The organism is Pedococcus sp. 2YAF34, from assembly GCF_052114585.1.
Taxonomy (GTDB): domain Bacteria; phylum Actinomycetota; class Actinomycetes; order Actinomycetales; family Dermatophilaceae; genus Pedococcus.
In genome coordinates, this window is record NZ_JBFRFA010000010.1 from 1 (window position 1) to 25,863 (window position 25,863).

General features: G+C 66.9%; 20 protein-coding genes and 3 pseudogenes. 13 read left to right on the plus strand and 10 right to left on the minus strand.

Going from position 1 to position 25,863, the window contains the following annotated elements; genetic code table 11:
- The first annotated feature begins 397 nt into the window (after nt 1–397).
- A complete protein-coding gene (locus AB4Z02_RS07455; RefSeq protein ID WP_441970212.1) occupies nt 398–586 on the plus strand; it encodes an antitoxin in 189 nt (62 codons plus the stop codon).
- A 202-nt stretch (nt 587–788) separates the two neighbouring features.
- The gene (locus AB4Z02_RS07460; protein ID WP_441970213.1) at nt 789–995 is read left to right on the plus strand and encodes a hypothetical protein; all 207 of its coding nucleotides are present in this window, start codon (nt 789–791) and stop codon (nt 993–995) included.
- Nucleotides 996–1,821: 826 nt separating this feature from the next.
- Here AB4Z02_RS07460 and AB4Z02_RS07465 read toward each other — a convergent pair.
- Nucleotides 1,822–6,144, minus strand: coding sequence for an IPT/TIG domain-containing protein (locus AB4Z02_RS07465; protein ID WP_441970214.1), 4,323 nt, complete (start codon nt 6,142–6,144; stop codon nt 1,822–1,824).
- On the opposite strand from AB4Z02_RS07465, the gene AB4Z02_RS07470 reads away from it, so the two are divergent.
- Nucleotides 6,041–6,274 carry a hypothetical protein gene (locus AB4Z02_RS07470; protein WP_441970297.1) on the plus strand — a complete coding sequence of 78 codons (234 nt, stop codon included), beginning with the start codon at nt 6,041–6,043 and terminating at the stop codon, nt 6,272–6,274. The genes AB4Z02_RS07465 and AB4Z02_RS07470 overlap by 104 nt on opposite strands.
- 893 nt (nt 6,275–7,167) lie before the next feature.
- A complete protein-coding gene (locus AB4Z02_RS07475) occupies nt 7,168–7,653 on the plus strand; it encodes an Ltp family lipoprotein (RefSeq protein WP_441970215.1) in 486 nt (161 codons plus the stop codon).
- Between the two features lie 305 nt (nt 7,654–7,958).
- Here the strand turns inward: AB4Z02_RS07475 and AB4Z02_RS07480 are convergent, their stop codons facing one another.
- Nucleotides 7,959–8,804: a DUF932 domain-containing protein gene (locus AB4Z02_RS07480; protein ID WP_441970216.1), complete on the minus strand. Its 846-nt coding sequence runs from the start codon at nt 8,802–8,804 to the stop codon at nt 7,959–7,961.
- A 29-nt stretch (nt 8,805–8,833) separates the two neighbouring features.
- On the opposite strand from AB4Z02_RS07480, the pseudogene AB4Z02_RS07485 reads away from it, so the two are divergent.
- Nucleotides 8,834–9,089: pseudogene (locus AB4Z02_RS07485) on the plus strand (helix-turn-helix domain-containing protein); the annotation flags it as partial.
- A 909-nt stretch (nt 9,090–9,998) separates the two neighbouring features.
- Here AB4Z02_RS07485 and AB4Z02_RS07490 read toward each other — a convergent pair.
- From AB4Z02_RS07490 to AB4Z02_RS07500, 3 genes and pseudogenes are all read right to left on the minus strand, one after another.
- On the minus strand, nt 9,999–10,502 hold the full coding sequence (locus AB4Z02_RS07490; protein WP_441970298.1) for a hypothetical protein: 504 nt from the start codon (nt 10,500–10,502) through the stop codon (nt 9,999–10,001).
- Between the two features lie 402 nt (nt 10,503–10,904).
- A pseudogene (locus AB4Z02_RS07495) lies at nt 10,905–11,576 on the minus strand (trypsin-like serine protease); the annotation flags it as partial.
- 181 nt (nt 11,577–11,757) lie between these two features.
- Nucleotides 11,758–12,962 (minus strand): annotated as a pseudogene (locus AB4Z02_RS07500) (IS3 family transposase).
- A 641-nt stretch (nt 12,963–13,603) separates the two neighbouring features.
- Between AB4Z02_RS07500 and AB4Z02_RS07505 the strand changes: the two are divergent.
- On the plus strand, nt 13,604–13,906 hold the full coding sequence (locus AB4Z02_RS07505) for a hypothetical protein (RefSeq protein ID WP_441970217.1): 303 nt from the start codon (nt 13,604–13,606) through the stop codon (nt 13,904–13,906).
- A 119-nt stretch (nt 13,907–14,025) separates the two neighbouring features.
- Here the strand turns inward: AB4Z02_RS07505 and AB4Z02_RS07510 are convergent, their stop codons facing one another.
- The gene (locus AB4Z02_RS07510) at nt 14,026–15,039 is read right to left on the minus strand and encodes a DUF6804 family protein (protein ID WP_441970218.1); all 1,014 of its coding nucleotides are present in this window, start codon (nt 15,037–15,039) and stop codon (nt 14,026–14,028) included.
- A 106-nt stretch (nt 15,040–15,145) separates the two neighbouring features.
- On the opposite strand from AB4Z02_RS07510, the gene AB4Z02_RS07515 reads away from it, so the two are divergent.
- Entirely contained in the window at nt 15,146–15,715 is a 570-nt protein-coding gene (locus AB4Z02_RS07515) for a PGN_0703 family putative restriction endonuclease (RefSeq protein ID WP_441970219.1), read from the plus strand.
- Between the two features lie 330 nt (nt 15,716–16,045).
- Here AB4Z02_RS07515 and AB4Z02_RS07520 read toward each other — a convergent pair whose 3' ends face one another.
- Nucleotides 16,046–16,789, minus strand: a complete 744-nt coding sequence (locus AB4Z02_RS07520) for a hypothetical protein (protein ID WP_441970220.1) — start codon at nt 16,787–16,789, stop codon at nt 16,046–16,048.
- Nucleotides 16,790–17,493: 704 nt separating this feature from the next.
- Between AB4Z02_RS07520 and AB4Z02_RS07525 the strand changes: the two genes are divergently transcribed.
- From AB4Z02_RS07525 to AB4Z02_RS07535, 3 genes are all read left to right on the plus strand, one after another.
- Entirely contained in the window at nt 17,494–19,017 is a 1,524-nt protein-coding gene (locus tag AB4Z02_RS07525) for a hypothetical protein (protein ID WP_441970221.1), read from the plus strand.
- 62 nt (nt 19,018–19,079) lie between these two features.
- Complete coding sequence (locus tag AB4Z02_RS07530; RefSeq protein ID WP_441970222.1) at nt 19,080–19,262, plus strand: hypothetical protein; 183 nt, start codon at nt 19,080–19,082, stop codon at nt 19,260–19,262.
- Nucleotides 19,263–19,453: 191 nt separating this feature from the next.
- A complete protein-coding gene (locus AB4Z02_RS07535) occupies nt 19,454–20,818 on the plus strand; it encodes a hypothetical protein (protein ID WP_441970223.1) in 1,365 nt (454 codons plus the stop codon).
- Nucleotides 20,819–20,851: 33 nt separating this feature from the next.
- Here the strand turns inward: AB4Z02_RS07535 and AB4Z02_RS07540 are convergent, their stop codons facing one another.
- Both AB4Z02_RS07540 and AB4Z02_RS07545 read right to left on the minus strand, forming a co-directional pair.
- On the minus strand, nt 20,852–21,289 hold the full coding sequence (locus tag AB4Z02_RS07540; protein ID WP_441970224.1) for a hypothetical protein: 438 nt from the start codon (nt 21,287–21,289) through the stop codon (nt 20,852–20,854).
- Between the two features lie 135 nt (nt 21,290–21,424).
- Complete coding sequence (locus AB4Z02_RS07545; protein WP_441970225.1) at nt 21,425–22,609, minus strand: serine hydrolase domain-containing protein; 1,185 nt, start codon at nt 22,607–22,609, stop codon at nt 21,425–21,427.
- 102 nt (nt 22,610–22,711) lie between these two features.
- Here AB4Z02_RS07545 and AB4Z02_RS07550 point away from each other — a divergent pair, with 102 nt between their 5' ends.
- The 3 genes from AB4Z02_RS07550 to AB4Z02_RS07560 all read left to right on the plus strand — a co-directional run bounded on the left by AB4Z02_RS07550 (nt 22,712) and on the right by AB4Z02_RS07560 (nt 25,053).
- Complete coding sequence (locus AB4Z02_RS07550) at nt 22,712–23,215, plus strand: hypothetical protein (RefSeq protein WP_441970226.1); 504 nt, start codon at nt 22,712–22,714, stop codon at nt 23,213–23,215.
- 625 nt (nt 23,216–23,840) lie between these two features.
- Nucleotides 23,841–24,116 carry a membrane protein insertion efficiency factor YidD gene (gene yidD, locus AB4Z02_RS07555; protein ID WP_441970295.1) on the plus strand — a complete coding sequence of 92 codons (276 nt, stop codon included), beginning with the start codon at nt 23,841–23,843 and terminating at the stop codon, nt 24,114–24,116.
- A gap of 142 nt (nt 24,117–24,258) precedes the next feature.
- On the plus strand, nt 24,259–25,053 hold the full coding sequence (locus tag AB4Z02_RS07560) for a hypothetical protein (protein ID WP_441970227.1): 795 nt from the start codon (nt 24,259–24,261) through the stop codon (nt 25,051–25,053).
- Between the two features lie 436 nt (nt 25,054–25,489).
- Here the strand turns inward: AB4Z02_RS07560 and AB4Z02_RS07565 are convergent, their stop codons facing one another.
- Nucleotides 25,490–25,660, minus strand: a complete 171-nt coding sequence (locus AB4Z02_RS07565) for a hypothetical protein (RefSeq protein ID WP_441970228.1) — start codon at nt 25,658–25,660, stop codon at nt 25,490–25,492.
- Nucleotides 25,661–25,863 lie beyond the last annotated feature (203 nt).

The window sequence follows — 25,863 nt, forward strand, 5'->3', positions numbered from 1 at the left end:
AAGGCCTTGGCCTGGGCGCCGGTGGTCAGCTCCTGGCCGGCGTACTGCGACAGGTAGGGCTTGATCGCCGGGTCCTCGATCGCCTTGCCGGACGGCATCGTGATCTTCTGGTCGGCGAGCTGGCTGTGCACGTTGTCCGTCACGAAGTTGCTGGCCCAGGTCGCAGTCCGCCTGCGACCAGGAGGGCCGTGGCCATGATGCAGCCGGCCGCCGTGAGGAGGGTGTCGAGGGTCCTGCGTCGCCTGGTCCTCATCTCCCGCTGTACGGGGTTGGCGGCCCCAATTGCCTTGCCCTAGTGGGCATTCCCAAATACCGGGCGCATCATTCTGCTTGGCGTCGGGGCGGCTTCCAGTGCAACCGCCTTGTCGTCGTGATGCGATTCGAGGAGAGTGTCCACATGGACTTCAACGAGATTGTCAACGATGCCAAGAAGCTCGCAAGCGAGCACCCCGACCAGGCAAAGGCCGCCGTGGATGCGGGGGAAGGGCTCATCGACGAGCGCACGGGAGGCAAGTTCGCCGCCCAGGTCAAGCAGGGCGGCGACGCGGTAGAGGGTCAGCTGGCACTTCCCCCGGACACCCCCTGACACCACCTGACAGGAAGCCGTTGGTGCTGGGATCCTCGATCAGCGCTGGGTAGCAGCTCTCGAGCTGATCGCGGTGTAGACAAATACACCCGACGTGCCCGGGTTGCTGATGCACGTCTTTCCTAGCGCGCTGATGGGTTCGGTGGTAGTCATGAGCGACCGCGCGCCCCCCGGGCGCGCCCGAGCTCGGTGGGAGTAGACGATGGGTGATATCGCAGGCAAGGTCGACAAGGCGTTCGAGACGGTGAGCATCAGCGAGCTGGCGGACGCGCCAGTTGACGCGTTGCAGGGAGTCAGCCCGGGGGACGCAGAGCACCTCAAGGCCGCGTTCAACATCAAGACCGTCCGAGACCTCGGCACCAACAAGCACTTCCTGTGGGCGCAGGCCATCGCCAAGCTCGCCGAGTAAATCGTCGGGCAGGTGCCGACGGAACCGCCCCGGCCACGACGGCCGGGGCGGTTCCGTGTAGGTGATGCTTCCCCTGGTGACGAGGGCGGCCGTCATCGCCTTCCCGTGACGAGGTTGGAGGCGCATAGTGCACCTGCCTGAGGTCGTTTCACGCGCTCTTACAACCGCCATGGTTACCTAGCGCGTCCAGCGCGGACGTCGCCAGCCAGCCAGCCCTGGGGCGCGGTCGAACTGACCGGGTGTGGCCGACGTTGCCTGCCCGGTTGGCTTGGGTGCCGTCACGGCTTGACAACCAAGGCATGCCGTTCTCATCTCCCGGCGCCGTTCGGGGCCGGGCTGGTTGGTGGGCTCTGTGAGCGGCAATCGTCGCGTTGGGTGCCGTGCCCACGCATCATCTGGGTTGTCACCAGGGCTCCATAGCCTGACCGCATGGCGGGCTTGTGGCAATACCTACTTCATGACTGGGACCCCGAAGATGGCGTCAGCATGGAGGACTGGGCGCAAGCCCTTGCCGACAGGGGCTGGGTCACGTGGGCCGGGTCCGGCTGCTGGACCGCCCACGATGGCCGCGGGGTCTGGCGGGTATCGCTGCGCCGGGAACCTGAGTTTCTCAAGGCCGAGCTGCGGGAGAAGCGGAGGTCGCAGCGCGCCCTTCCCTGACGGCTGCGCCGTCCCGGGGCCGGCAGAGCGGGTGCTTGCCGCCGCCGGTCCCGCGCCTCTCGCAGGAAGCCGATACCGACGTCACTGCCGGTGAGCTGACTGAGGTGCTGGTCAAGGTGAGCAGCGAGCGTGCCAGGGGTCCATGGAGGCGGCGACGCTCTGAGGGTCAGATGGTTTCGGCGAGTTCCGGGAAGGGCGGGGCCGAGAACGGGACCACCGGCGTCAGGATCGGCGTGACCGGGAACGGGATGAAGTCAGCGGTCAGAGGGCAGGAGTACTCCGCCCAGGGAATCGTGTTGTCGCCGACGCTCACAGGTCCGCTGACGTTGTACATCTGCGTCATTTCGTCGAAGAGCGCCTTCTCGTTGCCCTCCGGCACACGGCCCCCGATGAGCTGGACGAGGTCGACAGGTACCCCCGCTGCCCCGAAGGCCCCGTAGTAGTTGTCGTGCCCGGTCACGAAGGAGGAGTAGGGCGGGACGCAGGGGAGGTCCAACCCGAGGCTGTCGGCTGTGGACGCGACCGCGAAGGCCTGGGCGTTGTAGGCGAACTGGGTCCGGTTGACTGCCATGCCCGAAAGGCTCCCGATGTCGATCGCGACACTGGCGTAGCGGAAGACCGCGTTTTCTATCAGGGTGTCTGCTTTGGCGTCTGCGAAGGCGAGGCCGCGCCAGTCACCGGGCGTGGGATCGATGCGGTCACCCGCCGTGGTGCCACCGGGCAAGGAATCGCGCCAGGAGGTGAAGACCACCGGCGCATCGGGGGTGCCACCGAGGTTGAGCTGCCCCTCGATGCGGATGGGTCGGTCGCCCGACGCCTTGACCACGGTGCCGGCGGGCACGCTGAGGCTGCTGCCCAGGGGGACGGCCGTCACGGTGGGCTTGGGGCTCCACCAGTTCCCGGAGGTGTAGCTCAGGACCAGGCCCCAGCCAGCACCACCGAACAGGGTCGCGCCATCGGCGAAGACGGTGTCGTTGAGCTGGACCCCGTTGACGCGGGAGTCGACCGCTGTGTTCCCTTGGGCCAGCCTGATGGGATCGTACGGCTCGGTCACGTTCACCGCGATGGTGTCACCGCTGATGATCTCGAACGTGCAGTCGACGACGTAGGTGGACGGCTCGGACAGCGAGATACCGGTAACCATCCGCGTGAAGCTGTCGTCCGTGATGGTCGTTCGCGCGCCCCGACCGATCGCCAGGCCCGTACCACCGCCCTCGAACGCGACGCCGACGACGCTTGCGGTGGCACCGTCCTCAACGGCTATCCCGGTCGCACTCTCGACGAAGGTCGACCCGCTGGCGGCCACAGCCCCGCCGGCGGTCGCGGCCACCCCGGCGGTGGCGTAACGCACGCTGGCACCGAGAAGCGTCGCGTGACCGCCGTCCAGTACGCGTACGCCCCCGAAGTGGTTGCCCCATCTCGGGTCCTGGTAGGTGCCTGGTTCGGCAATAGGGCCGCCGGCCGCGTCGTCCGTCAGTTTGGTCAGCGTCCCGTAGACGTTCAAGGTCCCGGCGACCCGCAGCTCACCGGCCTCGGCGTTGTTGGGCCAGTGGTCAGCGTAGGCGAACTTCACGACAGCACCGGAAGGCACCGTGACCGTGCTTCCAGCCGGCACGTTCGGGGGCGGCACGTAGGGCACACCGTAGGGGTAGGTATTCGTGACGACCATGCCCCAGCCAGGCCCACCGAACAGCCGGGCGCCGTCCGCGAAGACTGGGTTGTGAAGGTAGACGCCGTTGATCCGGGAGTTGGTCGCGACGTTGCCCTGCGAGAACCTCGCCGGGTCGAAGGCCTCGCCCATCACCACCGAGATCGTGTCGCCGCTGATGGCGTCGAAGGCACAGTTGGTCACGTTGGTGGAGGGGTTGGCGAGGTACACCCCGGTCTGCAGGCCGGAGAAGCGGTTGTGGTCCACCACGACGTCCGCGCCCGAGGGGATGTTGAGACCTGTGGTCCCCCGCTCGAACAAGGTGTCCTCGACGGTCCCCGAGGCGCCGGACTCGAAGGTGGCTCCGGTCCCGACGTCGCTCAGCTCGCTGCCCGAGACCACCGCCGATCCACCGCTAGCCACGGTCAGGGCGGAGGCGCCGTATCGCAGGCGGGACCCTGGCAGTACCCGAGCAACTCCACCGTCGACCACGTGGACGCCTGAGAAGTGGGCACCGCCCCACAGCGGGTCGTTGTACGTCCCGGGAGCGGCGATCGACCCTCCGGCGTCGTCGTCGGTCAGCTTCGTCAGCGTCCCGTACACGTTCAACGTCCCAGCGACTCTCAGGTCACCGACCTCGCTGTAGTTGGGCCAGTGGTCGAAGTAGGCGAACTTCACCACGGCGTCGGCGGGAACGGTCACGGTGCTGCCCGAGGGGACGTTCGGTGCTGGAACGCCTGACCCGCCATAGCCGTAGCTGTTGGTGACCACCAGTCCCCAGCCGGGGCGCCCGAAAAGGCGGGCGCCGTCCTCGAACACCGGGTTGCGCAGGTGCACCCCGTTGATCCTCGAGCTGGTCGCCTCGTTGCCCTGCGAGAACGACGTCGGGTCGACCGGGGAGTACTCCACGGAGATGGTGTCGGCCTGGATCGAGTCGAACCGCGAGTTCGACACCGTCGCACCGGGACCGCCGAGGGTGACGGCCGTCTGCAGCCCGGTGAACGTGGCGTCGTCGATCGTGACCGTCGAGTCCGCAGTGGTGACGACTCCGCGTCCCGACCCGGCGACCGTCGTGGAGCGCAGGATGCCGGTCGCGCCGTCCACCACCACTATCGCCACGGCGTTGTCGCTCAGCCGGGACCCGGTGACCACTGCGCTACCGCCCGCCTGGACGGTCACCCCGGTCTGGGCCCATCGCAGGGCCGCGCCGGATATCTGGGCCGTGCCCCCAGCCAGGACGCTGAGGCCGCCCCAATACGCCGGGAGCGCCGCCCCGGGGTCGGACGCCGTGAGGCCGATGCTGGGGTCGCCGGTTGAGGTCAGGATCACCGGGGTTCCGGCCGCAGTGGTCGCGAAGGTTCCTGCCACCTGCAGGGAAGCGTTGGCATCCGCGGCAATGGTCGTGCCGCCCTCGGCCCTCAGCGACGCGCCAGTAGCGACGGTGACGGGTCCCTGCAGCCTGTAGACACCAGCACACTCCGGCGACCACACCCGGTCGCTGGATAGCGTGCCCGAGACGTCGACGATGGCCTGGTACTCGGTCCCGCAGGCGCCCTCGTAGGCGAAGAGCCCGGTGGCCCCGGCACGCGAGGTGTCCTGGGCCGTCCAGACCTTAACGACGACGGGTCCGACGGTGCTCGCCGGCGGCGTCTCCACGATGATCTCGCTGTCGGAAACCACCGAGACGATCCTCGCCTCACGCGTGCCGAACAGGACCTTCACGGCCTGCCCCACCTCGTCGCCGGTGAGCGTGACGAGGGTGGCCCCTGACGTGTCCCCCGAGGCGGGGGTGGGCGTGACGGCCGTCGGTGCGGCGAGCACGGTGAAGAGATCCGCGGGGCCGTCGGTGGAGGTGCCAGCCGGTGTCACCACCCGCACGTGGACCTGGGCGGGACCTTCCATCGCGGGGCTGTTCACGATGATCTCCCGGTCGGACTCAATGCTGAATCCGGACGTCCTTTCCGCGCCGAACAGGACAGCCGTGGCGCCGGTCAGACCCGTTCCCTCGATGTGCACAACCGTCCCACCGCTGACGTCTCCGCTGTCAGGCGACACCGCGGTGACCACCGGCTGCGCCGCCGGCGTCACATACACGTACTCCAAGGAGTTACTGACCCCACCAGGGGTCGTCACCGTGAGCGGTACCGTGCCCGCGACGTGCGCGGGCGTGGTGACCGTCAGGGAGGTCGGGCCCGTGATGGTCAACCCGGTCCCCGCCGCGTCGCCGAAGGAGACAGCGGTGGCTCCCGTCAGCTCCGTGCCTGTGATGTGCACGAGCGTGCCGCCGCTTGGGTCCCCAGCTCCGGGGCTGACGGTTGTGACTGTCGGGGGCGGCGGGGTAGGCGGGGCGTCGTACGAGTAGCTCAGAGAGTTACTGACGCCACCAGCGGACGTGACCGTGACCGGGACCGTCCCCGCGACGTGCGCCGGCGTGGTGACGGTCAGGGAGGTGGCGCCCGTGACGCGCAACCCGGTCCCAGCCGTGCCCCCGAAGGAGACCGCAGTGGCGCCGGTCAGGTCCGTGCCGGTGATCACCACAGCGGCGCCGCCGGCCGTCGGTCCGACCGTCGGTGTGATGCCACCAATCCTGGGTGCTGCCCATCCGGTCACTTCGCGCGCTGTGGTGGTCGTCGCCGCGGCTGTGAGCGTGGGCGCCACCGAAAGGCGGAAGGACCAGGCCCCCAAGGACGGAACCGTGTAGGACGCCCGGTACGCCCCAGTCGCGGTGGTGGCCCCGGTGGCCACGGTCGACCACGTAGTGGCGCTGGCGGGTCGGCGCTCGATGCTCACGGTGCGGACAACGTACCGGCTGCCTGTCCTTATGGAGACGTCGTTGGTCACGGTGGACCCCACCGGGACCGCGCTTGACCTGGTCTCCCACCCGGCCACCGACGTGCTTTCGCCGGTGACGCCCGTGACCGTGCGTGCGCTGCTGGTCGCCGACGACGCTGCAACGGTCGCCGGGACGTAAACCCGGAAGTACCACGTGCCTGCGGCCGGGACCGCATAGGACGCCGTATAAGCCCCTGTGCTGGTGGTCGTGCCGGTCGCAGTCGTCGTCCACACGGTCGACGACGAGGGCCGCCGCTGGACACTCACCGCACGGTTCGGATACCCGGTCCCCGTCTTGACCCAGATCGCATCTCGGATGACATAGCCGGGGGCGGCGCTGGTGGCGGTCGCGGTCCACCCTGTGATGGTCGTTGCGACGCCCGCGACGCCTGTGACCTTCCGAGCGCCTGTCGTGAAGGCGGACGCAGCGGCGGTTCCCTTGACGGCCAGCCGGAAGTACCAGACCCCGGTGCCGGGAACCGCGTAGGCCGCTGTGTAGGCCCCAGAGCTGCTCGTGGTCCCCGTCCCGACCGTCGACCACGTTGCCGACGTGGACGGTCGACGTTGCACGACGACCGATCGCGCCGAGTACGAGGCTCCGGTCTTGACGGAGACGGCGTCCTTGATGACGTACCCCACCGCCGCGCTGGTCGCCGTGGTCGACCAACCTGACACCGCCGTCGGTGTGGCCGCCAGCGCCGGCGTCGGAACGCCCATCGACACCAGACACGCGACGATGAGCACCACCCACACACGACGCCGCATCCGCCTGCCTCCCCGTCCCTGTCATGGCGCAGGGAGGGCCGTTCGCTCGGGGCGGACTCCACTGCCGGCCCGAGTCTGCCGACTCAAGACCCGGCCTCGCAGGCGAATGGGCAACTGACCGCCCGTTGGGACGATGGCCGGCGTCCCTGGACCAAACGACACGGTCCACATGGAACCCACCCCCTGCCACGACCCGGGGTACTACTGCCGACCGTGCCCCGCCAGGCCAATACAGGACCTACACCCTCCGAGTACAGGAAGACCATCATGCGCATCCCCCTAGCCATCACCGCGGCAGCCGCCGCCCTTACCCTGAGTGCTTGCGGTGCAGCCACCACCGGCACCGACTTGGTCGCGGACCAGGAGGCTTCCAGCGCTGCTGCGCCTGCGGGCAACGCCAAGCCCAAGGCGTCGGCCAAGCCCAAGGCGCCGGCCAAGCCCAAGATGACCAAGACCCAGGCCAACGCCGTGCGCTCGGCGCAGAGCTACCTCGACATGAGCGGCTTCTCCAAGCAGGGGCTCATTCACCAGTTGTCGTCGTCGGCCGGTGAGGGCTACACGAAGGCGGACGCCACCTTCGCGGTCAACTACCTGAAGCCCAACTGGAAGAAGGAAGCCGTCGAGGCGGCCGAGAGCTACCAGCAGACCATGCCGATGTCCCGCGCCGGCCTGATCCACCAGCTGTCCTCCAGCGCCGGCGAGGGCTTCACCAAGGCCGAGGCGACCTACGCGGCCGACAAGGTGCTGAAGTGAGCACCGCCCAGACTCCCCGCTCAGGGTAGGTCCAGCAGGAAAGACAGAAGGCCCGCACCCCGCAGCCGGGGTGCGGGCCTTCGTGTGCGGATACTCAGCTACGGGGGGCGGAGACGCCCTTCACTGTCCATGCGCGGACGAAAGACATGGCGAACCGGTTGGTCAGGCCCGCGGCGTTCTCCCACACGGGAGCCGGGTCGTTGGCGGTCTAGCGAGTGTTTCCGTCGCTGGTCGTTCTGCGCCGCAAACGCAGGAAGGCCACGGGAGCCCCCTCCCGCCGTGGCGGGAGGGGGCTCCAGTAGCGCCTATACGCCGAGCACTCGTGATAGCTGTCGCCATGTGTCCCGGTCGAGGTCTCGAAAGTCTCCGGTGATCGTTCGCAGCATGTTGCGCTCCGCCCGACTGGTGCCCCTGACGATGCCCTCATGGTGCTCGTAGGTGTTCACCGCTTGGAGCGCACCGTGAGCCGTTCCCGCCCAAGGCGCGACTCGCTCGTCGTACGCGTACAGCCGTTCGAGCGTGGTCCTCTTGTTCTCGGCCAGGGTGAGTGCTCGTCCCGTCAGGGGGTCACCGGCGCTATCGGATCGCGGAACTATCAGGTCAAGAAGGCTTGACCAGTCAGCTGGTGCGACTGGCGTGGCGCAGAGCTGGGCGACCTCTCGGGAGAAGTCGTCGGCGAGGGTATGGACCATCGCCAACGCTTGTCGTGCCTCGCCGAGCCGGGCGTGGGAGTGCCGCGAGTGCTTGACCTTGTACTGCTGGCCGGGTTCAGCGAGGGCAAGGTCGCGGGTGTTGTCGCAGACGGTGTCGGTGATGGTGCGCTTGAACGTGGTGGCGATGGAGCCGTCGAACGATGTGGTGGCCAGCAGGTTGGGGCGGAAGGTGACGCCTTCCGGCGTAGTGATGCTCTGCGGGACGCTGACCTCGACCCAGGCGACAGCGCCACCACGGAGGAGGCCGGCGGAGCTGATGCACAGGTAGTCGTCGAGGATGTTCGCCACTGTGGTCAGCAGCCATTCGCGGTACTGGTGCATGACGTAGCCGCTGGTGAAGATGCCCATGACGTAGTGGGTGTCGCTGCGGGTGATGGCCTGACGATCACCGAGGGCATGCCATCTGCGGGGTAGTCCGTCGGCACCGAGGTGGGTCATGGTGTCGACGGTGGTGGGGACCTCCACTGCCGGTCGCCCACGTCGCTGAGGAACTGGGCATCTCTCGTCAGTGCGCCCACCGCTGAGTGGCCCGGTTCCGCACCCAAGGCCCCGCCGGGCTGCTCGATCGGTCCTCGCGGCCACGTCGGTTACGCACGGCGCACGCGGCCGAGCGTCTTCGCCTGGACGTACGGCGCGACCAGGTCTGGATCGGCCCCGAGCTCCGGGATCCCGGCCCGCTCCGTCTCAGCGATCCTGCGCCGGCATGGGGGCCCTACCTGCGCAGTCCGGGTGGCCATCAGGTCGCCTTGATGGTGATCGACTTGCTCGTGTTGTAAGAGAAGTAAGTGTCATTGGAACGGTAGCCGCCCAGGTTCGCTCGCAGCGTTGCCGCGCCTGTGTGGAACGCTGGCTGCCCACTCGCCGCCCAGATGTACATGCCTACAACGTGAGGGGCACCGTCACAGACGAGCAAAGGGGACGACCATTCGTTGTCGCGGTTGTTCTCCGCTGTATAGACAGTCCCGCCAATGCTCTGACTTAGCTGGAGCTGAAGGTTGGTCCACCCATTGCTAGCGGCGCAGCTTACGGTTGCCTGAACGCGCACCCTAGCGCCGCCATCCTTCAAATGGCCGTACCGGCTGAGCGAATTGATGTAGTTGCCTTGAGCGCCCACGGCCGCCTGGGCGGCAGGGGCGGTGCTCAGCGCTAGTGCGCCGACCAGAGCAGCGCTTACGGCGATCTTCCGAGCCGGGATGCGAGCTCCTTGACCTGAGGTCCGCCCGGTAGGAGATGGGGGTCGAATGGCCGACAGGCGTGGACTGTTCATGATTTTCCTCAATGACCTGATGGATAGGATTATTCGATCACCGCTCGGTGCCGTCAACGCGGCGCTGACAGCACCGAGCGGTGACGGTCACGCTGTTCGAATTGGGCCATGGGTTTCTGCTGACAGGGAAATTGGCCCAAAGTGATGCGAGGGCATTCCAGGAAGACCGCTCGGCCTGCAGCGGAATCGGCATTCTGGGGCCAATTCCGACCTGTGCTCGATACGAGGTTAGTGACACCCGTACCGTCTGACATCCCCTACCCTCCGTAGTCGAGACGCTGTAGCCGGACCGGGACGCGTGCGTGTGACTGATCCCGCTCTCTTCGTCGTCACCTAAGATGATGCACACTCGTACCGCCGGACGGTTAGCAATGAGCCACGGCGGGGTCCACAAAGGGCGTCCCCGTAAGGGGGCCCGACGTGGCGCCGTTGTTGTAGAACGCGTCGGCACTCACGTAGTAGGCGCTATTCCAGGGACTGGATGCGATTCGGTACCACCAGATGTTGCCGTCTGCGACGCGGAACCCCTCGAGGGCGCACGCGATCTGCACGCTCGTGAAGGCAGGGATGGTCGGACCCTGCGCCCCGCCCGCGTTCGTGTAGTTGGTCCAGCTCTTAGCATCACCGCCCACGGTCTCGGTCCACGTTTGAGCTGGCGGTGGAGGCGGTGATCCGACGGTGAGGGTGTTCGAAGTAGCTCCGCCGAGGGTCACCCACACCTGATCGCCGGGGATGTCGTCGTAGCAGGTCTGGCCGTTGTCGAAGGTCTGTGTACCGCCTGCCAGTATCACTGTGAAGGTCTGGTTTCCACCACTCGCGAAGTTGCACGTGTACTGGTAGCTACCGGCGTTGAACCCGCTGGTCGTCATCGTGATCCACGTGGGATGTGCCGTGCTCCAATCGATGGAGACAGAACCCACCGGCGGAGGCGGCGGCGTGCAGTGGGGTGCCCAATCGCCTGTGTAATCGGGTACTGACTGAATAGTCCTCAGCGTCAACGACCGTGGCTGCCCGACTTTGGCGGTCAAGCATGCCAGCTCGGTTGTGTTGGGCACCCAGTGTCGGTACCCGTCGGCCCCGACTTGCCAGACTCTCCCGGACACGCCGTCTCGCACCAGCCCGCCAGCTGAAAGCGGAGCGCCAGTCGTTTGATTTATCCAAGCCCGGTCGCCTGATGCACTAACCGGTGCCCCCCAGGTCCAGTGCGCGTTGTCGCTTCTTGAGGTGGCGGCAACGAGTTGCCACCCACCCCGATACCACATCAGCATTGGGCCCCCTGAATCGCCAGGACGTATCGACGAAGAAACCCCCTTCGAGCACAGGTTGCCCAAGTTGGAGTACGGGCAACTCGCGTACGTCTGGTCACCGTCTGGAGTCTTCACGGCATAGTTCGGCAACCGGTTTGAACCCAGAGCGCCGTATCCAAGAATGGTCCCGTGATTGCCGACGGTTGGCGTCGATGAAGGCGCGATTGGTACCGCCATAATCCACGAAGGCATGACTCCGGCCGTATGAATTAAAGCAAGATCGTGAAATGGACGGTTTACGTCCCCAGCAGGACTGTCATATGCCTGAGGGTCCGGCACGACGCTGTCGGCCAAAGACGTCCATGAGGCACTCTGACCGATCACCCCTTGAGTTACGCGTACATGCACGTCCGCGTTGGCCCACCGTTTGCCGCCAATAACTCCACCCTGGAAAACACAATGTGCGGCCGTGAGGATCCAACGGTCGGCGATGACGGTTCCGGTGCACACCTCATAGTTTGCGGGCGCTGGCGCTGGCACGTGAATCAGAACGACGAAGGGTTGGGACACGCTTGTTTGTGCTTGTCCACCAGCAATGGCATGAGCGGGCCCACTCGACGCAACGTTCAGCGTCACCGCTAGAGCTCCGACGAGTAGTACAGCGATCATGCGGATCTGCCTCAGCCAAGCACTCATGCGAGTCCCTTCGTAGCGGCGCCGAGGCTAGTGGCCCAAGCACTGGGCCGATCCTGCGCGCGAGGGGATCACGCAGTCAATGACCCAGTGGAGGGGTAGACAGACGGCCCAAACCTGTGGGTGGCGTCTGAGTCGGGCCGCCACTTGACGGGTCTGCTGCACGAACGGGTGACAGTTTCGGTTAGGCCACTTGGGTGGCGGGCGTAGTCATGATCAGCTCGTATTCGACGGGGGTCAATCGGCCGAGTGCGGCTTGTCGGCGTCGGCGGTGATAGGTCCTTTCGATCCAGGTCACGATCGCGATGCGTAGCTCCTGCCGGGTGGCCCACGGGTGACGGTCCAGGACGTTCTTCTGCAGCAGGCTGAAGAAGGACTCCATAGCCGCGTTGTCGCCAGCGGCACCGACGCGGCCCATGGACCCGACCATGGTGTGGCGGTTCAGGGTGCGAACCAGTTTCCGGCTTCGAAACTGCGACCCGCGGTCGGTGTGCAGGACACAGCCAGCGACCTCGGCGCCCTCGGCCCGGCGCCGGGCGACGGCGTTGTCCAAGGCCGCGACGGCCAGGCGTGACTTCATCCGTGAGTCGATCGAGTACCCGACGATGCGGCCCGAGTAGACGTCCTTGACCGCGCAGAGGTACAGCTTTCCCTCACCGGTCCAGTGCTCGGTGATGTCGGCCAGCCACAGCTGGTTTGGGCGCTGGGCGGTGAACTCGTGCCGGGTCCAGCCGTTGGCGTCGGTGACCGCGAGCAGGTCGTCATGGACCGGTGGACCCGCCTTCTTGCCGTTGCGGCCACGCTTCTTCCCGAACGCGGACCACCAGCCCAGCTGCGAGCAGAGCCGCCACGCGGTCCGGGCGGCCATGACCTGGCCGGCGTCGCGGGCTTCGTCGACCAAGAACCGTTAGCCGAACTCCGGGTCGTCGCGGTGGGCGTCGAACAACGCGTTCGCGCGGTACGCCGCGACCAGTTCGGCGGTCGTGACCGGGCCCGCCAGCCAGCGGTAGTAGGGCTGGCGAGCGATCTTCAGTACCCGGCACGTCACCGTGACGGGGATTCCGTCGTCGGCCAGCTCGCGGACGAGCGGGTACATCATTTTCCCGGCAGGTTCGCCTGGGACAAGTAGGCCGCGGCGCGGCGTAGGACCTCGTTCTCTTGCTCGAGCAACTTGATCCGCTTGGTCGCCTCACGCAACGCATCGGACTCATCGCCCCGCCGGCCCGAACCGGCAGAAGTCGATGAGCTGCGCTCGTCGATCGTCAGCCACCGCTTCAGACACGACGCCGAGATGCCGAAGTCCTTCGCGACCTGGGCCATCGATGCATCGGAGTCGCGGTAGACCCGGATCACGTCCTGACGGAACTCCTTGGGAAACGCCTTGGGCATGGTGCACATCCTTCCAGCGCCGAAACACATCGACGCAGATCAGGTGTCACCTATCCGTGCAGCAGACCCAAGGTCCTCGGCCAGCTGTGGGGCGCGTCACGCCGGCACAAGCGGAGGCGGCTGCCATGCCGTCTAGGGCCGTGTACGGACCCCACGCCCATACCAGCCCGACGGACGCTGCTCTAGGACTCTTCAGTCTCGACAGCGCGTCTCCCCGGACAGGCAGCGAACCGCAATCCGCCCTCGCGTGCCCCTGAGATGTGCTTCCATCATGATGCGGCGGAAGTTCTGTAGGGGGGATCGTGTCGAAGGCTTCATCGCGACTCTGGATTGCGTTGGGGATCGCGCTTCCCCTGAGCGCTGCTGTCAGCATGGTGGGTTGGGGGTTGGGCAACTCCGGGCATCAGCCGAGTGTGGCTTCTGACACACCGTCACCAACCACTGTGACTGTGACCTCTACCGTCGCCCCCACACCGCTGACCGTTACAAAGACGGTGCATTCAACCGTCACGCGGACGGTCGAACCGCCAACCGCGAAGAAGACAGCCCTCGCTCCCGGGACGCCCATGATGCGGAGGCCACAAGGAGAGTTGACTCTCGTTGCATTCCAGAACCCGTCGGCCGATCTGACGTGCGTGGAGGTGACGACGACCTACGACAACCGCTCAGACACGGCGATCGACTCAGTTACACAGACGTTCATCACCAACTACACGCCCAAGCACAAGGAGGGTGAGTACCCCGATTCGGTGACGGGCCCAGCGAAGACGATGACCCAAGTGGTCGGCATTGCTGCGTACAGCCAGAAGGTCGTCACTTGGGAAGTCTGCGCACCCGAACTTGCGAGCAAGCAAAACCCTCCTCGTCCCGATGGACTCGACTCATTTATGTCGGAGATTGGAGCCGCACCAGCCGACTTTTCGTGGCGGTGGGTGAACCGTTGAGCTCGGAGGGCCGGGCCGCCGACTGCGTTCCGACCTGCACGACGGTTGCCCTCCCAAGGGACCCGAGAACCGAGCTCGAGGACGTTGCAGCTCGCCTAGGCCGTTGGCATGCCTGACCTCTAGCATTCCCCCGGCAGGGGAGAAAAGCAGTCGGCGTCACCATAGACGCCATCCGCGGAGGTCACCTGAACCCCGAACATCAAGACCGCAACCACGGCCAAGAAGAGCATGAACTGGCATGCGGACTTGGGCCTCACGAGCCATGAGCTGGCATGCGACATTGTTGCGCCGGATGGAGCGTCGAAGCGTGTGAAGAGCGCCGTTGCGAATATGGCCGCAGCAGCTAGATCCAGTGACGCCCAAGAGTCCCGGTGCATGACTAGGGGCGCCACAGGATTGAAGACGATGGCGATCACGGCGAAGCAGGGGATGGCTACACGAGTCCACCACAGCTGGTCTTCGTTGTCGTTTGCACTTTGGTGGTAGCCCATGATGGCGATGGCGATGGCGATGGCTGATACGGCCCAACGCATGAACACGTAGAAGTCATAAGGCCAGCGGAACAGCGCGACCAGGAGCAGCACGCTGGCGACGGCGGCGAGCGGACGGTGGATACCCGATGCTTGAACACTGGAACGGGCGGAGTCTCGCGCTATGACGCCGCGGCTACCACCGTGCGACGACACTGATGACGCGGGTAGGGAAGCATCGGCATGACGCACGGAAGGCCTGCGTCCAAGACCAGGCGTTGTCGCGCGAGCCGTCACGCTCCCGGCAGCCCCAGTCGCCTCCCAGCGACCGGTGGCAGGAACGTGGTTGATAGGCCGGGTGACTTGAACACCATCGGCCACCGGATGGCCAGGCAATTGACCGCCACGGCACTCGACACCACCCACGGCGTGTCGACTGGGACGCGAGGACGCACCCTCAGAGACGAGTTTGTTGCCGCACACCGCGCACGCGACAACAGCACGGACGGGCTCGCTCCTCGGAGCGGGCGAGCCGTTGGCGCGATCGCCACCGCCGGCACTCCTGACGCCGACGCAGAAGCGCGTGTGGAGATCCTCACTGCCATGGAGCACCAGCTGCCGGCACTTGGGGCAGGGCGTCCGATCGGACTCTTCATCAGGCATTGCCAGACTGCTTTCTCCCGTGTTCGTCTCTCGCGACGCATAGTGACATAAGGATCAGCTCGAGAAGAATGAGCGGTGACACGGCCTCGTCAGTGCGCACCGCGCCGTGCTGGGGCTTGAATATCTCGAAGATGCCTGCACACCTTCCCATGCGCTGCACGGCATAGAGGCCGAGTGGTTTCCGCCACGTGAACTGCACACCGCCGACCAGTCCGGCTTCGATATCGCCGCCTACCTCGTGCTCAGCGATGGGCAGCGGCTGCTGGTCACGGTCGAGGTGAAGTACACCGACTCGTTCTCGGCGAAGAAGATGACGTGGGAGCGATACGCCGCACATCTTCAGGCTGCAGGCCTCGCTGAGCGCGCTATGCAGGACATCGTCCGGGCCGGCGGCAGCCAGTTCCTTCGGTCCGTCTCGCTGACGGACTCCCTCCGTCGTCGCGGCGTGCGGAGCGGCCCTGGCGTGGGGCGGGTGCTCGCTGTGGTGCTCGGTCGGGGCGACGACAAGTCGGCCAGAGCGGTCGTTAACAAGATCACCGAGTACCGGCCGAGCACCCCGGTCGCCTTTTGGTCTCACGAGAACTTCCCGCAGGCGTGCAGCCGCGAGCCTGAGTTAGCAGAGTGGTCGCAGTCCTTGAAGAGGCGCTACGTGTTGCCGGTCGGAGGCAGCATGTGAAGTCGTATCAGCCGATCAACGAAGCAGGCCTTGGTCATATCGAGCAGGCGACTGATCACTGAAGTCAGGGGCATGCATGGGACCGCGGGGTGTCGACCCAGTCGCAGCAGAAAGGCTCGCTTGTGAGACGTGGATTGCGACGCACGCCCGTGAGCGAGGATCTTCCGCGCGCCGGAACCGCGTCCCGAGGTCATTGCCGGTCGGTCGATCAGCCTGACGTCGATTGGGCCATGCCCGCGACCATCGTCGCGTCCAGCTACCGACCAACCCCGCACACCCCCATCACCGGCGGGCGACCGCTGCTCGAGCGGGATCTTCGGGCGCGGCACACTACCGCCGGTACGGCAGGGGGCGGCAGGGGCCTTCCTCATAGCAAAGGATCGTGGTGTCCGGGCCGACGGGGCCTCCGTCCGGGCCGGCGTGCCGGGCTCGGACGGAGATCATCCGGCCCCGGCTCATATCCAGCTTGATGCGGGCGGCAGGCTTGTTCGGTGCCGCAACGATCTTGAGGCCTTCGGCGCCGAACCCGTCCGCAATGACGTCGTAGCCGCCAGTCGCCCAAGGCGTCGGCTGCCAGGCCAGCTCGACAATCCGGGCGTCCTGGACGGTGCCGTACAGCCCGGTGATCTCCCCGGGCGCGGCCTGGACGCGGTGCGCGCGCTGCCACGCCGTCCACGCAGCGGCTGCCAACACGACGAGGACCGCCAGCGCGGCCCATCCGCGTACACGCCCTCGGCGCCGCTTCGCGCGCGCGGCGTCGACCGCGCGCGCGTCGGCGCGTTCACGCTCCAGGATGCCGCCCAGCTGGGCCAGGTCGTGGATCTCGTGGTGTCCGTAGAAGACGCCGCCGACGCTGTAGCGGGGGAGGGGCCCGTCGTTGACCTTTGCAGTCAGGTTCACGCCGTCGACGGTGAACATGCACGTGGCCACGGCGTGCTCCATCACGTTGTACCCGGGGTCCTCCTCGACCATGGCCACGGAGACCACCAGCGCCTTCGGTGCTGGCTCGATGCGCTGGTTGCGGCACCACTGGTCCACGAACGGCTGGGCGTTCGCACGGGCGCTGTGCTGCATGGCCTCACGGCGGGCAGCGGTCCCCCGGAGCTGTTCCGCGTACCGTCGACGGGCCTCGTCCCCTGCCGCCATCCCAGCCCCCGTCCTGCGCGCGTAGGAGTGTGCGATGAGGCTACTGGGGCCAAGCTGCGGGCACTAGAGCCCAGAGCGTGCCGGCGCAGCGGGACCGTGGGCCTGCGGGACACGGGGGTCAGCTGGCAGCCTCGGCCAGCGGCAGCAGATCCGGCATCACCGACGCCGTCGGCATCGCCATGCCCAGGTGCTGGTACGTGGCCGCGGTCGCGAGCCGTCAGCGGGAGGTCCGGTTCAACAGCACGACCCGCATCAGGGAAGACTCGTGCACCTCCCCCAACGTGCCGGCCCGGAGCTCGACGCGGACGCCGTCGCTCGGATGTGTGCCCCACCGTCATGGGCTGAGACACGCACCAACCGAAGTGTCCTGAGCAGAACCCACCCGTCCTGCAGTGTCCGGCCCAGAGCCCAGACCGAGAAACGTCTGGGTCAGACCGGCCATACACCCGCTGGCCGACACAACCGCCCAAACCGGGTGATGGTGGCGCTCGCCTGCTGAATGGGGCTGGACGAGACCGGCGGCGCGGGGGCTGAATGGTCTTCTGCCCCCGGCGGGGGTCGCTGCCCCAGGAGGGGGAGACATGGGCCCTGACCTCGCACAACACGCCCCACGGCGATGCAGCACGCGCCAGGTGCTCACCGCGGCCGTGGCCACCGCCGCGGTCCTGCTGACGGCCTGCACCGGCAGCAGCGATCCCGGCGGCAAGAGCAAGGCGGCGACCGCGACGCCGTCAGCGGCGGCCACACAAGCGGGCTTCACCGGCGCTGGCGAAGGCTTCGGGGTCGAGCCTGCGACCGCGGCAGCCCTGGGTGCCCGCGCCACCGATGTCAGCAAGGATCCCGCAGCGGTCGCCGGTCTGCCTGAGTGGAAGCGCGTCGCGCCAGTGCTCGAGGTCGACGTCAAGGCGCAGCCCACCAAGGCGACGACCATCTCCGTGCCGCTGACAGCCCCCGTCGGCCGCAACGACATGGTGGTCGTTCTGGCCCGGCACACCTCGGCCGACCCGTGGGAACCATTGAAGGCAACGGTGAGCGCCGACGGGCGTCACGCCGTCGCGGCGACGACGCACTTCTCCACGTTCGCCGCACTGCTGGCCCCGGTCCAGGAGATGCTGAAGCAGCTGCGCGCCATCGTCGACGAGGCCCTCTCCGGCGCGCCCTCCGAAGGCCAGCCTCCGACCTGCGAAGGGACAGAGTGGGTGAACTATTACGGCCCGAGCGTCAGGGAGTCAGGCAAGAAGGCGCTGTCGTGGTGCGTAGGTCTGGACCCCCTCCAACAGGTGAAGGTGGTCAACATGCGCCGGTACCCGCTCTTGGTGCGCCAAACCGGCTCCTACACCAAGGCCGTCAGCCAGGACTGGTTTGTCAAGCTCGTCACGAAGTATGCCCCGGGGTACAAGAACGCTGTGCTGCTGTTGCCCCGTGAGGGCGCCACCTTCGCCGCTCTGCCGTCAGCCACCGTCCGCTCCGAGTTCGATGGTCTCGCGGAGTCGCTGCTCGCCTTCACCGCCGCCTACGACGCGGCCGCCTTCGTCATGCCCAAGAGCGTTCCTAAAGTGTCCGTGAAGCACTGGACCCTGATCAAGGACGCAGTTGAGTCGACCAGGTGCCTCAACGCACTCAGCAGCGGAAACCCGGCAAGGACGATCGCCACGTGCATGACCGGCAAGGTGCTCCAACTGGCGTATGGGGATTGGGGCGAGGTGGCCTCGTGGATGCTCACCGGCGTGGCGGTCATGGAGTTCTTCCATTCGTCACTGAACGCGCTGGGCGACCAGTTCAACGACCGCTCCGTGACCACCCTGTCCATGCACGGCTGGGCTTTTGACGACGATGACGACGACGCCACCGTCATCAAGGCGATCAAGCTCGGAATGGCGATGCTGAACATGTCCACACAGTCCGGCAGCGCGGGGATGCGGGCGCTGTCCGGGCCTATCGCCAACCCCCTTGCGGACGAGTTGGACCGGAACATGGAACCCGTGACCAAGCACCAGAACTGCGCCATATTCACCCCCGGACCGCTCGCCTGCGACGTGCAACTGTGGATCGGGCCGCCGTCCGAGTCCAACCCCGCCAAGAACTACCGATTCGTGTTCAAGAAGGCCGGTGACGGCAGCGTCTCCTTCTCCCGGATCATCGACCTCGGGAGCTAGCCGGCCGAGCGCCTACGGGCTGCTGCGACGAGACTGAGCACGGGCCCACCCTGCCGCCCCACTTGACCGGCCCGACCGCGCTGCTGGCCGACCCCCGGTTCAACTCACGCGAGCCGTTCGACGCCGGCACCTTCCAGGTCGGGCGTAACGGCCTGCTCGGCGCGCGCAGCCCCGGCAACCTGTCGGCGGTCTCGGATCGGCTGAAGTCCTGGTGCGACGCGAAGGACCCGTCTGCCAGAACCTAATGGGCCAGGAAAGCGGCGTGCACAGCGGGACGCGTTATGAGTCCGCCCACGGGGACGCGATCGTCTCCTTTCTGCGCACAACACCATCAGGTAGGCGGGGCGCCGCCGAACGGCAAGGAGACGCGCGGAGTCCTGTCGGGCCCTGGGTCTATGGTCTCGCGGGGACCATTACGAGGGCTGGAGGGCGAACGGTGGGGAAGGCTTCACGCCTGAAGAAGCAGCGACGTCAGGCGCAACCGCAGCAGAGCGGCGACATCGTCGTTGTTAGTGCCGGAGACGGAGATCTCACCCTGCTGCTGGACACTGGGCAAGGTGTGGCGGTGCGGCGCATTCCGCAAGCGCTGCCGCTACCTCCGGATCTCAGCCCCGGTACCGGTGCGGAGAAGGCCACTCACGCTGCTGCAGCGATATACGGCTTGCCCGACTTCATCTTCGAGCCAGCACTGAGACAGGTCGGGGCTGGTGTTCGGGAAATGGGTGACGGCACCCTCTTGGTCGATCGCGATGCTGTGATGATTCAGGTCAAGAACCGTCCGACGGTTACTGAGGACATCGACAAGGAGGAGCGGTGGATCCGGTCCAGCATCGAGGCTGCCGTACGTCAGGCCAACGGCAGCGTTCGACAGCTTCGTAGTGGCCCCGCGAGGCTCACCAATGCGCGCGGAAGGGTCATTGAAATATCGGGCGACGATCTGAACTGGCTTGTCCTGGTCATCCTTGACCACCCAAACCCGCCCCCCGGTATGAAAGTCTCCGCGGCGACGGTGAAGGCCAAGTATCCGACTGTTGTGCTGCTCCGCAGAGACTGGGACTTCCTCTTTGCGCAGCTGAAGTCCTCTCATGCCGTGGTGCAGTACCTCAAGCGCGTCGCCGCAAACGACTCAGAACCTGACCTAGGGCATGAGGCGGTTCGCTACTACGAACTCGCAGCTGCAGATGCGGCCGCACCGCCCTCACCAGCGGATGAGCGCTTCATGGGTCCCAACGGCGTGCATGTCTCTGCTCCTCTGCTACCGCAAGCCCCGGTCGGTCAGCAAGACCAGAGAGCCCATGCCGTCCTCAGAGTCATGATGGAAGACATAGCTACAAGTCCCATGTCCCCTGAGGTGCCGGAGGCGGTTGCAGGTGATCTTGAGGCCGTACGCATCGAACTGCTTAGCATGATCGATCACCTCCCCGTCGCACACCGGGAAGGTCTTGGGTCGACGGTTTTAGAGTTCCTCCAAGACGTTCGCCAAGCCGGCCCAGATGACGTGCGCTGGCGCTTTCGCCGAATCCTCGGCGGCGACGACGCTCCGCAGTTGGCTTTCGGTGCTGCATCGCGATTCAGCGAGCAGATCCACGGCAGCTTCCGGGCATGGGTGATGTTGCGTCACGTGGACTTCTGTCGCGCCGCCGGCACGACCGACGGGACGAGAACGGCGGGGGTGCTTCTCACGCCACGCGGCGACGGCCTTCGGCCCTGGGACACCACGTGCTTCTTCATTGAGGGTGACCTCTCGTTGACGCCTGAGGAGGAGGCGGCCATGCGCAAGCTGTGGCCGGATGTCACCTAGGGATGCCTCCCCTCGAACGTTGAGCTTGAAGCTTCAGATCGTGGGTGCATTGGGGCTCGGCCATTCATCGTGGCTCAAAGGAGAGATGTAGGTCTCGACATCGGTTCGCTGGGCCTGTAACGGCTCGATCGAGTGTGCAGCGCACCAGCGAAGCCATCGGTCGAGTTGGTAGGTGCTCACGGCGTAGCAGGACGGTGCGCTTGCGGCGTGTGGCATCCCGCCGCGGTAAGGCGCGCGAACGCCTGAATGTCGTCGCTGGCTCTGCATGTCGTTGTCCGCAAGGATCAGGCCTTGCTCGCCCGAGATGCCCGAGAGGACACTGGGCAGCAGCAGGGCCAATGCCCGCCAAGGGCGGAGAGCGACACCACCATGTTCTGGATTATCGCCGGGCTGCTGCTCCTTCTGCTTCTCGCTGGCGCCTGGTGGTGGGACCGGCGACACACGCTGAATCGTGACAAGACGACTGAGCACGCGCCGGACGGGATCTCCAAGCGCGACCTGGGGGGTCCCGGGATCGGGTAACCCGCCGGAGGGCACTCGTGTCCATCGCCGCAGGTGAGGATGGCGTCCACCCAGAACCACGGCCATCACGGGTAACGCCGCCAGTTATCGTTCAGCAGCGTGCACGACTGCGTTGGCCAAGCGTTGCAGGTCGTCCTGGCCCAGCATGCCTTCGCCGGTCCGGAGATCGACGTAGCTTGAGACGACCATGACGAGCTGGCGGGCGGGGACGACCTGTACGAGCTGGCCGCCCAAACCCCAGGCGAAGTAGGACCGCATGCCGTCAACGGTCGTCATCCACCAGAAGTAGCCGTAGTTCGTCGGCTGGAATCGACCGTCGGTCGAGGGCTGAAAGGTCGCGCCGGCCCGGGCGGAGGTCGCCTGTCGTACCCATGCCGCGGGCACGACCTGCTTGCCCAGCCATTGGCCGCTCTGCAGGAACAGCTGGCCGAGACGGGCCATGTCCCGGGGACGAAGCTTGATGTGCGCAGCGCCGATCGCGTGCCCCTGCGGGTCGACCGGCCACGCGAAGCCGGCGGGGTCGTACTCGCCCAGGTGGGCGTCGTCGATGAGGGGCTGCGCCGCCGGCCTCGTCGGTATTCCCAGCGGGTCGAACAGGTGCGAGCGGGCGTAGGTCAGAACGCGCTGACCCGTTGCCTCTTCGAGGATTGGTGACAGCAGGTGCGCACCGTAGTCGGAGTACGCGAAAGACCTCCCGGGGGCACTGTCCTGGTGGTTAAGGATGAAACCGACCCAGTCCGGTGCATTGAGCAGCTCGGAAGTGCCAAACCCGGAGGACGTGTCGGTGAATCCCGCCGTCATCGTAAGCAGCTGCCGCAAAGTCACGCCGGCCACCCGCGGGCTCATCTTCGCGGCGTAACGCGGAAGCATCTGCGACAGCCGGTCGTCCAGGCGCAGCTTCCCTTCGGCGATGGCCTGCCCGACCAAGGTCGACATGACACTCTTGGTCACCGAGAACGCACTCCTGGACTCGGTCGCCGACGACCCGTAGTAGCGCTCGAACCGCGTGCGTCCCCTGACCGAGACGATGATCGCGCGGATCTGGTCGTCGGTGGTGTGGGTGTTGAAGTCCGCTGCGATGGCCGCCGCGACCGGGTCAGGTACGGACGTCGACGAAGGAGTGCGTGACGTTGACGCAGCTTGGGGCGGTCGATCACACGCCGCGCCGAGCAGGACGAGCACAACGGTCACCACGACTCGCAAGAGGTGGCGGTGCTGGTTCGCCGCGCGCCGCCGTTTGGAGCGGTCTTCTTGCACCGCATGGCCCACGGAAGCCACTGTCCACCTGTCGAGTCCACCGCACAAGCGCCCTGAGTCAGCCGGTCCCATTTGCCTCTGGCGAGCCCGCGGGGGGCTGCCTAGCCTGATTGCATGGCACGGGGACGAGCGGAACAGGGGCAGGGTGAACGTCGGGCCCCCGATGAAGACGTCGTGGTGCGCCAGTACCGGTACCTGTTGACGACGGCCACCGTGGACGCGTTGGAGGGCATCCACGGGGAAGTACTGGAGGCTCTGTCTGAGACCGAGCGGCGCATGGTTCTGCGAGCTTTGTCTGAGGCTTTCGCCACCGGGGGACATGTCGGCGTGGGCGAGGTTGGGAAGATCGCCCACCTCGTCGCAGCTGGCGCCCACCGACACTGTCGGGCGTGGATCGACAGTCTGGATCCTGCGTTCGCCCGGCAGCTCGCCAAAGCCGCCTTGGTCGCCGAGGCGTCGTTCGGTCGACTCAACGGTTACGCGTACTGGGACGGGACATCCTCAGAACCAGTAGAAGCCGCCGGGCCGAACGACGGCTTCAACCCCAAGGCGAACCGGTATCGCGTCGACGCCGACCCCAAGTTCAACCAAGGCGGAGGAATCGGCGGCGGCGGATAGACGAGACCCCGACTCACGCTCAGTCCGTCCGGTGGTTCGGGTGCTGGTCGTCAGCGGGTGGGGACGCGCGCGATCGGCATCCAGTGACGGGGTTCAACTCCCTCCGGCCGATCCGGGAGGTCGATGCCTGGCGGTGCTTGGTACGAGCCAAAATGGAACGGCTTCCGCGGCGCGATGGTCATCGGCTCAGGTGGCCCTCGCCTGTGGTCGCGCCAAGGAAAGGACATGACCGACCGATTCCCCGACATCGGCCCAGCCGCCGGCAGAGCTTTGACCCCGCCGCTTCCTCCCCGCGCTGCCTCCGAGCGTCACGGGACGTCATCCATGAACGCCAGCTCGTGACGCTACGGCTCGCGCCCGGTCTGGTGCTCCAGCAACACAACGCGGCCAACCCGTGCACCGGCGCTCCCCTCAGCACAGCACTACGTTGAGCACCATGGTCATCATCGGTGGGAACTGGCGTCCACGACGGCGCCGTGGCTACGGCTCGTACGGTCCGCGGCAGGGATATGGCTACGGCGGCGGCAGCTCATGCGCGCGTGACCTGTGCCTCATCGAGAGCGGCTGCTGTGTTGCCGAGCTGATCGGGTGCGGTCCTCAGCTCGGGCTGCTGGGACCCCTCTACATGGTGCGCACCGCTCGCTCGAGCTGGCGAGAAGCGAGGTCTGACTCCCGTCCCGGATGGGGCCCCAGGCTGGTGCTTGCCGCGATCCGCACCTACCAGCGGGACATCAGCCCGCGGCGTGGGCCGTGCTGCCGCTACAGCCCCACCTGCTCCAACTACGCATCTCGTGCCATCGAGGTGCACGGGCTCCGCCGCGGCGCACGTATGACCGTGGGGCGCCTGCTGCGGTGCCGCCCGGGTGCCCGCGGTGGGGCGGACCCCGTCCCCGCTGCCTGACCCGCCGGGAAGACGGGGCCGGGAAGACCAGGTCCGGCCGGCGGTGGGGTGTCGGGGGGTGAGCCGCGAGGAGAGGCGCCGTGCGGGGCGCCGCCATAAGCTCGACGCGGACGGGGACGGGCGCAAGGTCATGGAGGTCGTAATGGGTTTCTTGGACAGGCTCCTGGGGCGCGAGCCACAAGGACAGCCGGGCCGCGGGGCGCAGCAGTACCCGCCCCCGAACGGAGCACCGTCGGCGTCTTCTGGGCCGGGTCGGACACAGGCTGGCAGCGGGGAGGACGAGCGGGCCATCGCGCGATACCGCTACCTGCTGCGCACCGCAGCCCCTGAGGCGCTCGAGCAGGTGCACGCCGAAGCCTTCGGCCACCTCACCCCGGACCAGCGGGCCCAGGTGCTCACCGAGCTGAGCCGCGACTTGCCGCCGGGGGAGCGTCCTACTGGGGACGACCCGCAGTCCCTCGCGCGCACGGCGACCCGCGCGGAGCTGCGCCAGCCCGGGTACCTTGAGCAGACCTTCACCCGCAGCCGCTTCAGCGGCATGGGCGGCATGGGCGGCATGGGGATGGGTGGCACCATTCTGGGTTCGATGATGGGCAGCATCGCCGGTGTGGTCGTCGGCTCCGCCATCGCCGACGCGATGTTCGACGGCTATGGCGACTCGCCCGAGGCCGCCCAGGCCAACGACACCGATACGACCGGCAACGGCACCGGGAACGACGACAGCAGTAGCGACGGTGCCCCGGACGGCACCAACAGCGGCGCCTCGGACGGTACGGATTCCGCCGGTTCGAGCGCAGGGGACACCGGTTCGGACTACGCGGACTCCGGCTACTCCGATCCCGGGTACGCCGGGTCCGATGTGGCGGGCGACGACTTCGGCGGCGGGGACTTCGGCGGCGGGGACTTCGGTGGCGGCGACTTCGGCGGGGGGTTCTGAGCTCCACGCACCGCGCACATCTTCGGGGGTTGTCCACGGCCGGCGAAGGGTGCTGCCACAGGGCCTACGTCGTTTGGATGTATGGCCGCGAGGGCACTCGGCAGCTGCTGAGCGGAAGGCCGCGGCGCCCCGCCTCGTCGGCCCTCGGCTCGACAGGGGCCGACTTCACTAGGCCGAGCCAGTCTCGCGCGCACGCCACGGCGAACCATGCGATGGTCAGGACCAGCAGCACGTCGACAGGTCGGAGGGGCCGGGCAACGGTGTCGACGTTGGCGGTGTCATGGGGCGCAAGGATGACCCATCCGCCCAGAAGGTCGTTCAAGCCATCGCCGCTCACAGACCGCGCACACCATTGGCGTCTGGTCGCATACGGAGGTTTTCGACGCTGGCGGGCCCTGGCTCAGTTGACCACGTGGGCCTGGAGTCGCGCCTGGGCTTACGGATCGAAGGGGCGCACGAGTCTGAGCTGGGTGGGTGCCTCGCTCGGGGTCGCGTGCGCGATGAGCTCGGCCGCGACCATGCCGATCCCGCTGCGGGTGCTGAGTTGGTGCAGCACCGCCAGCGCGGCATCTCGGGTCAGTCCCCGGGTCGCGATGAGGATCCCCACGGCGACCCCGAGTCCCGTTCGGTGTGGATGACGTCGATGAAGCCCTCGATCACCTCCCTGCAGTAGGCCCGGACCAGCGACGATTCGACCTGGACCGCCAGCAACTCGGCAGCCAGCGCAGAGATCCCCACGAACCCGTCGGGTAGCCCGACTGGAGCCCCCTGTTGCGCGGGCGAGGTGGTCGTGTTTCAGTCGAAGCCAGT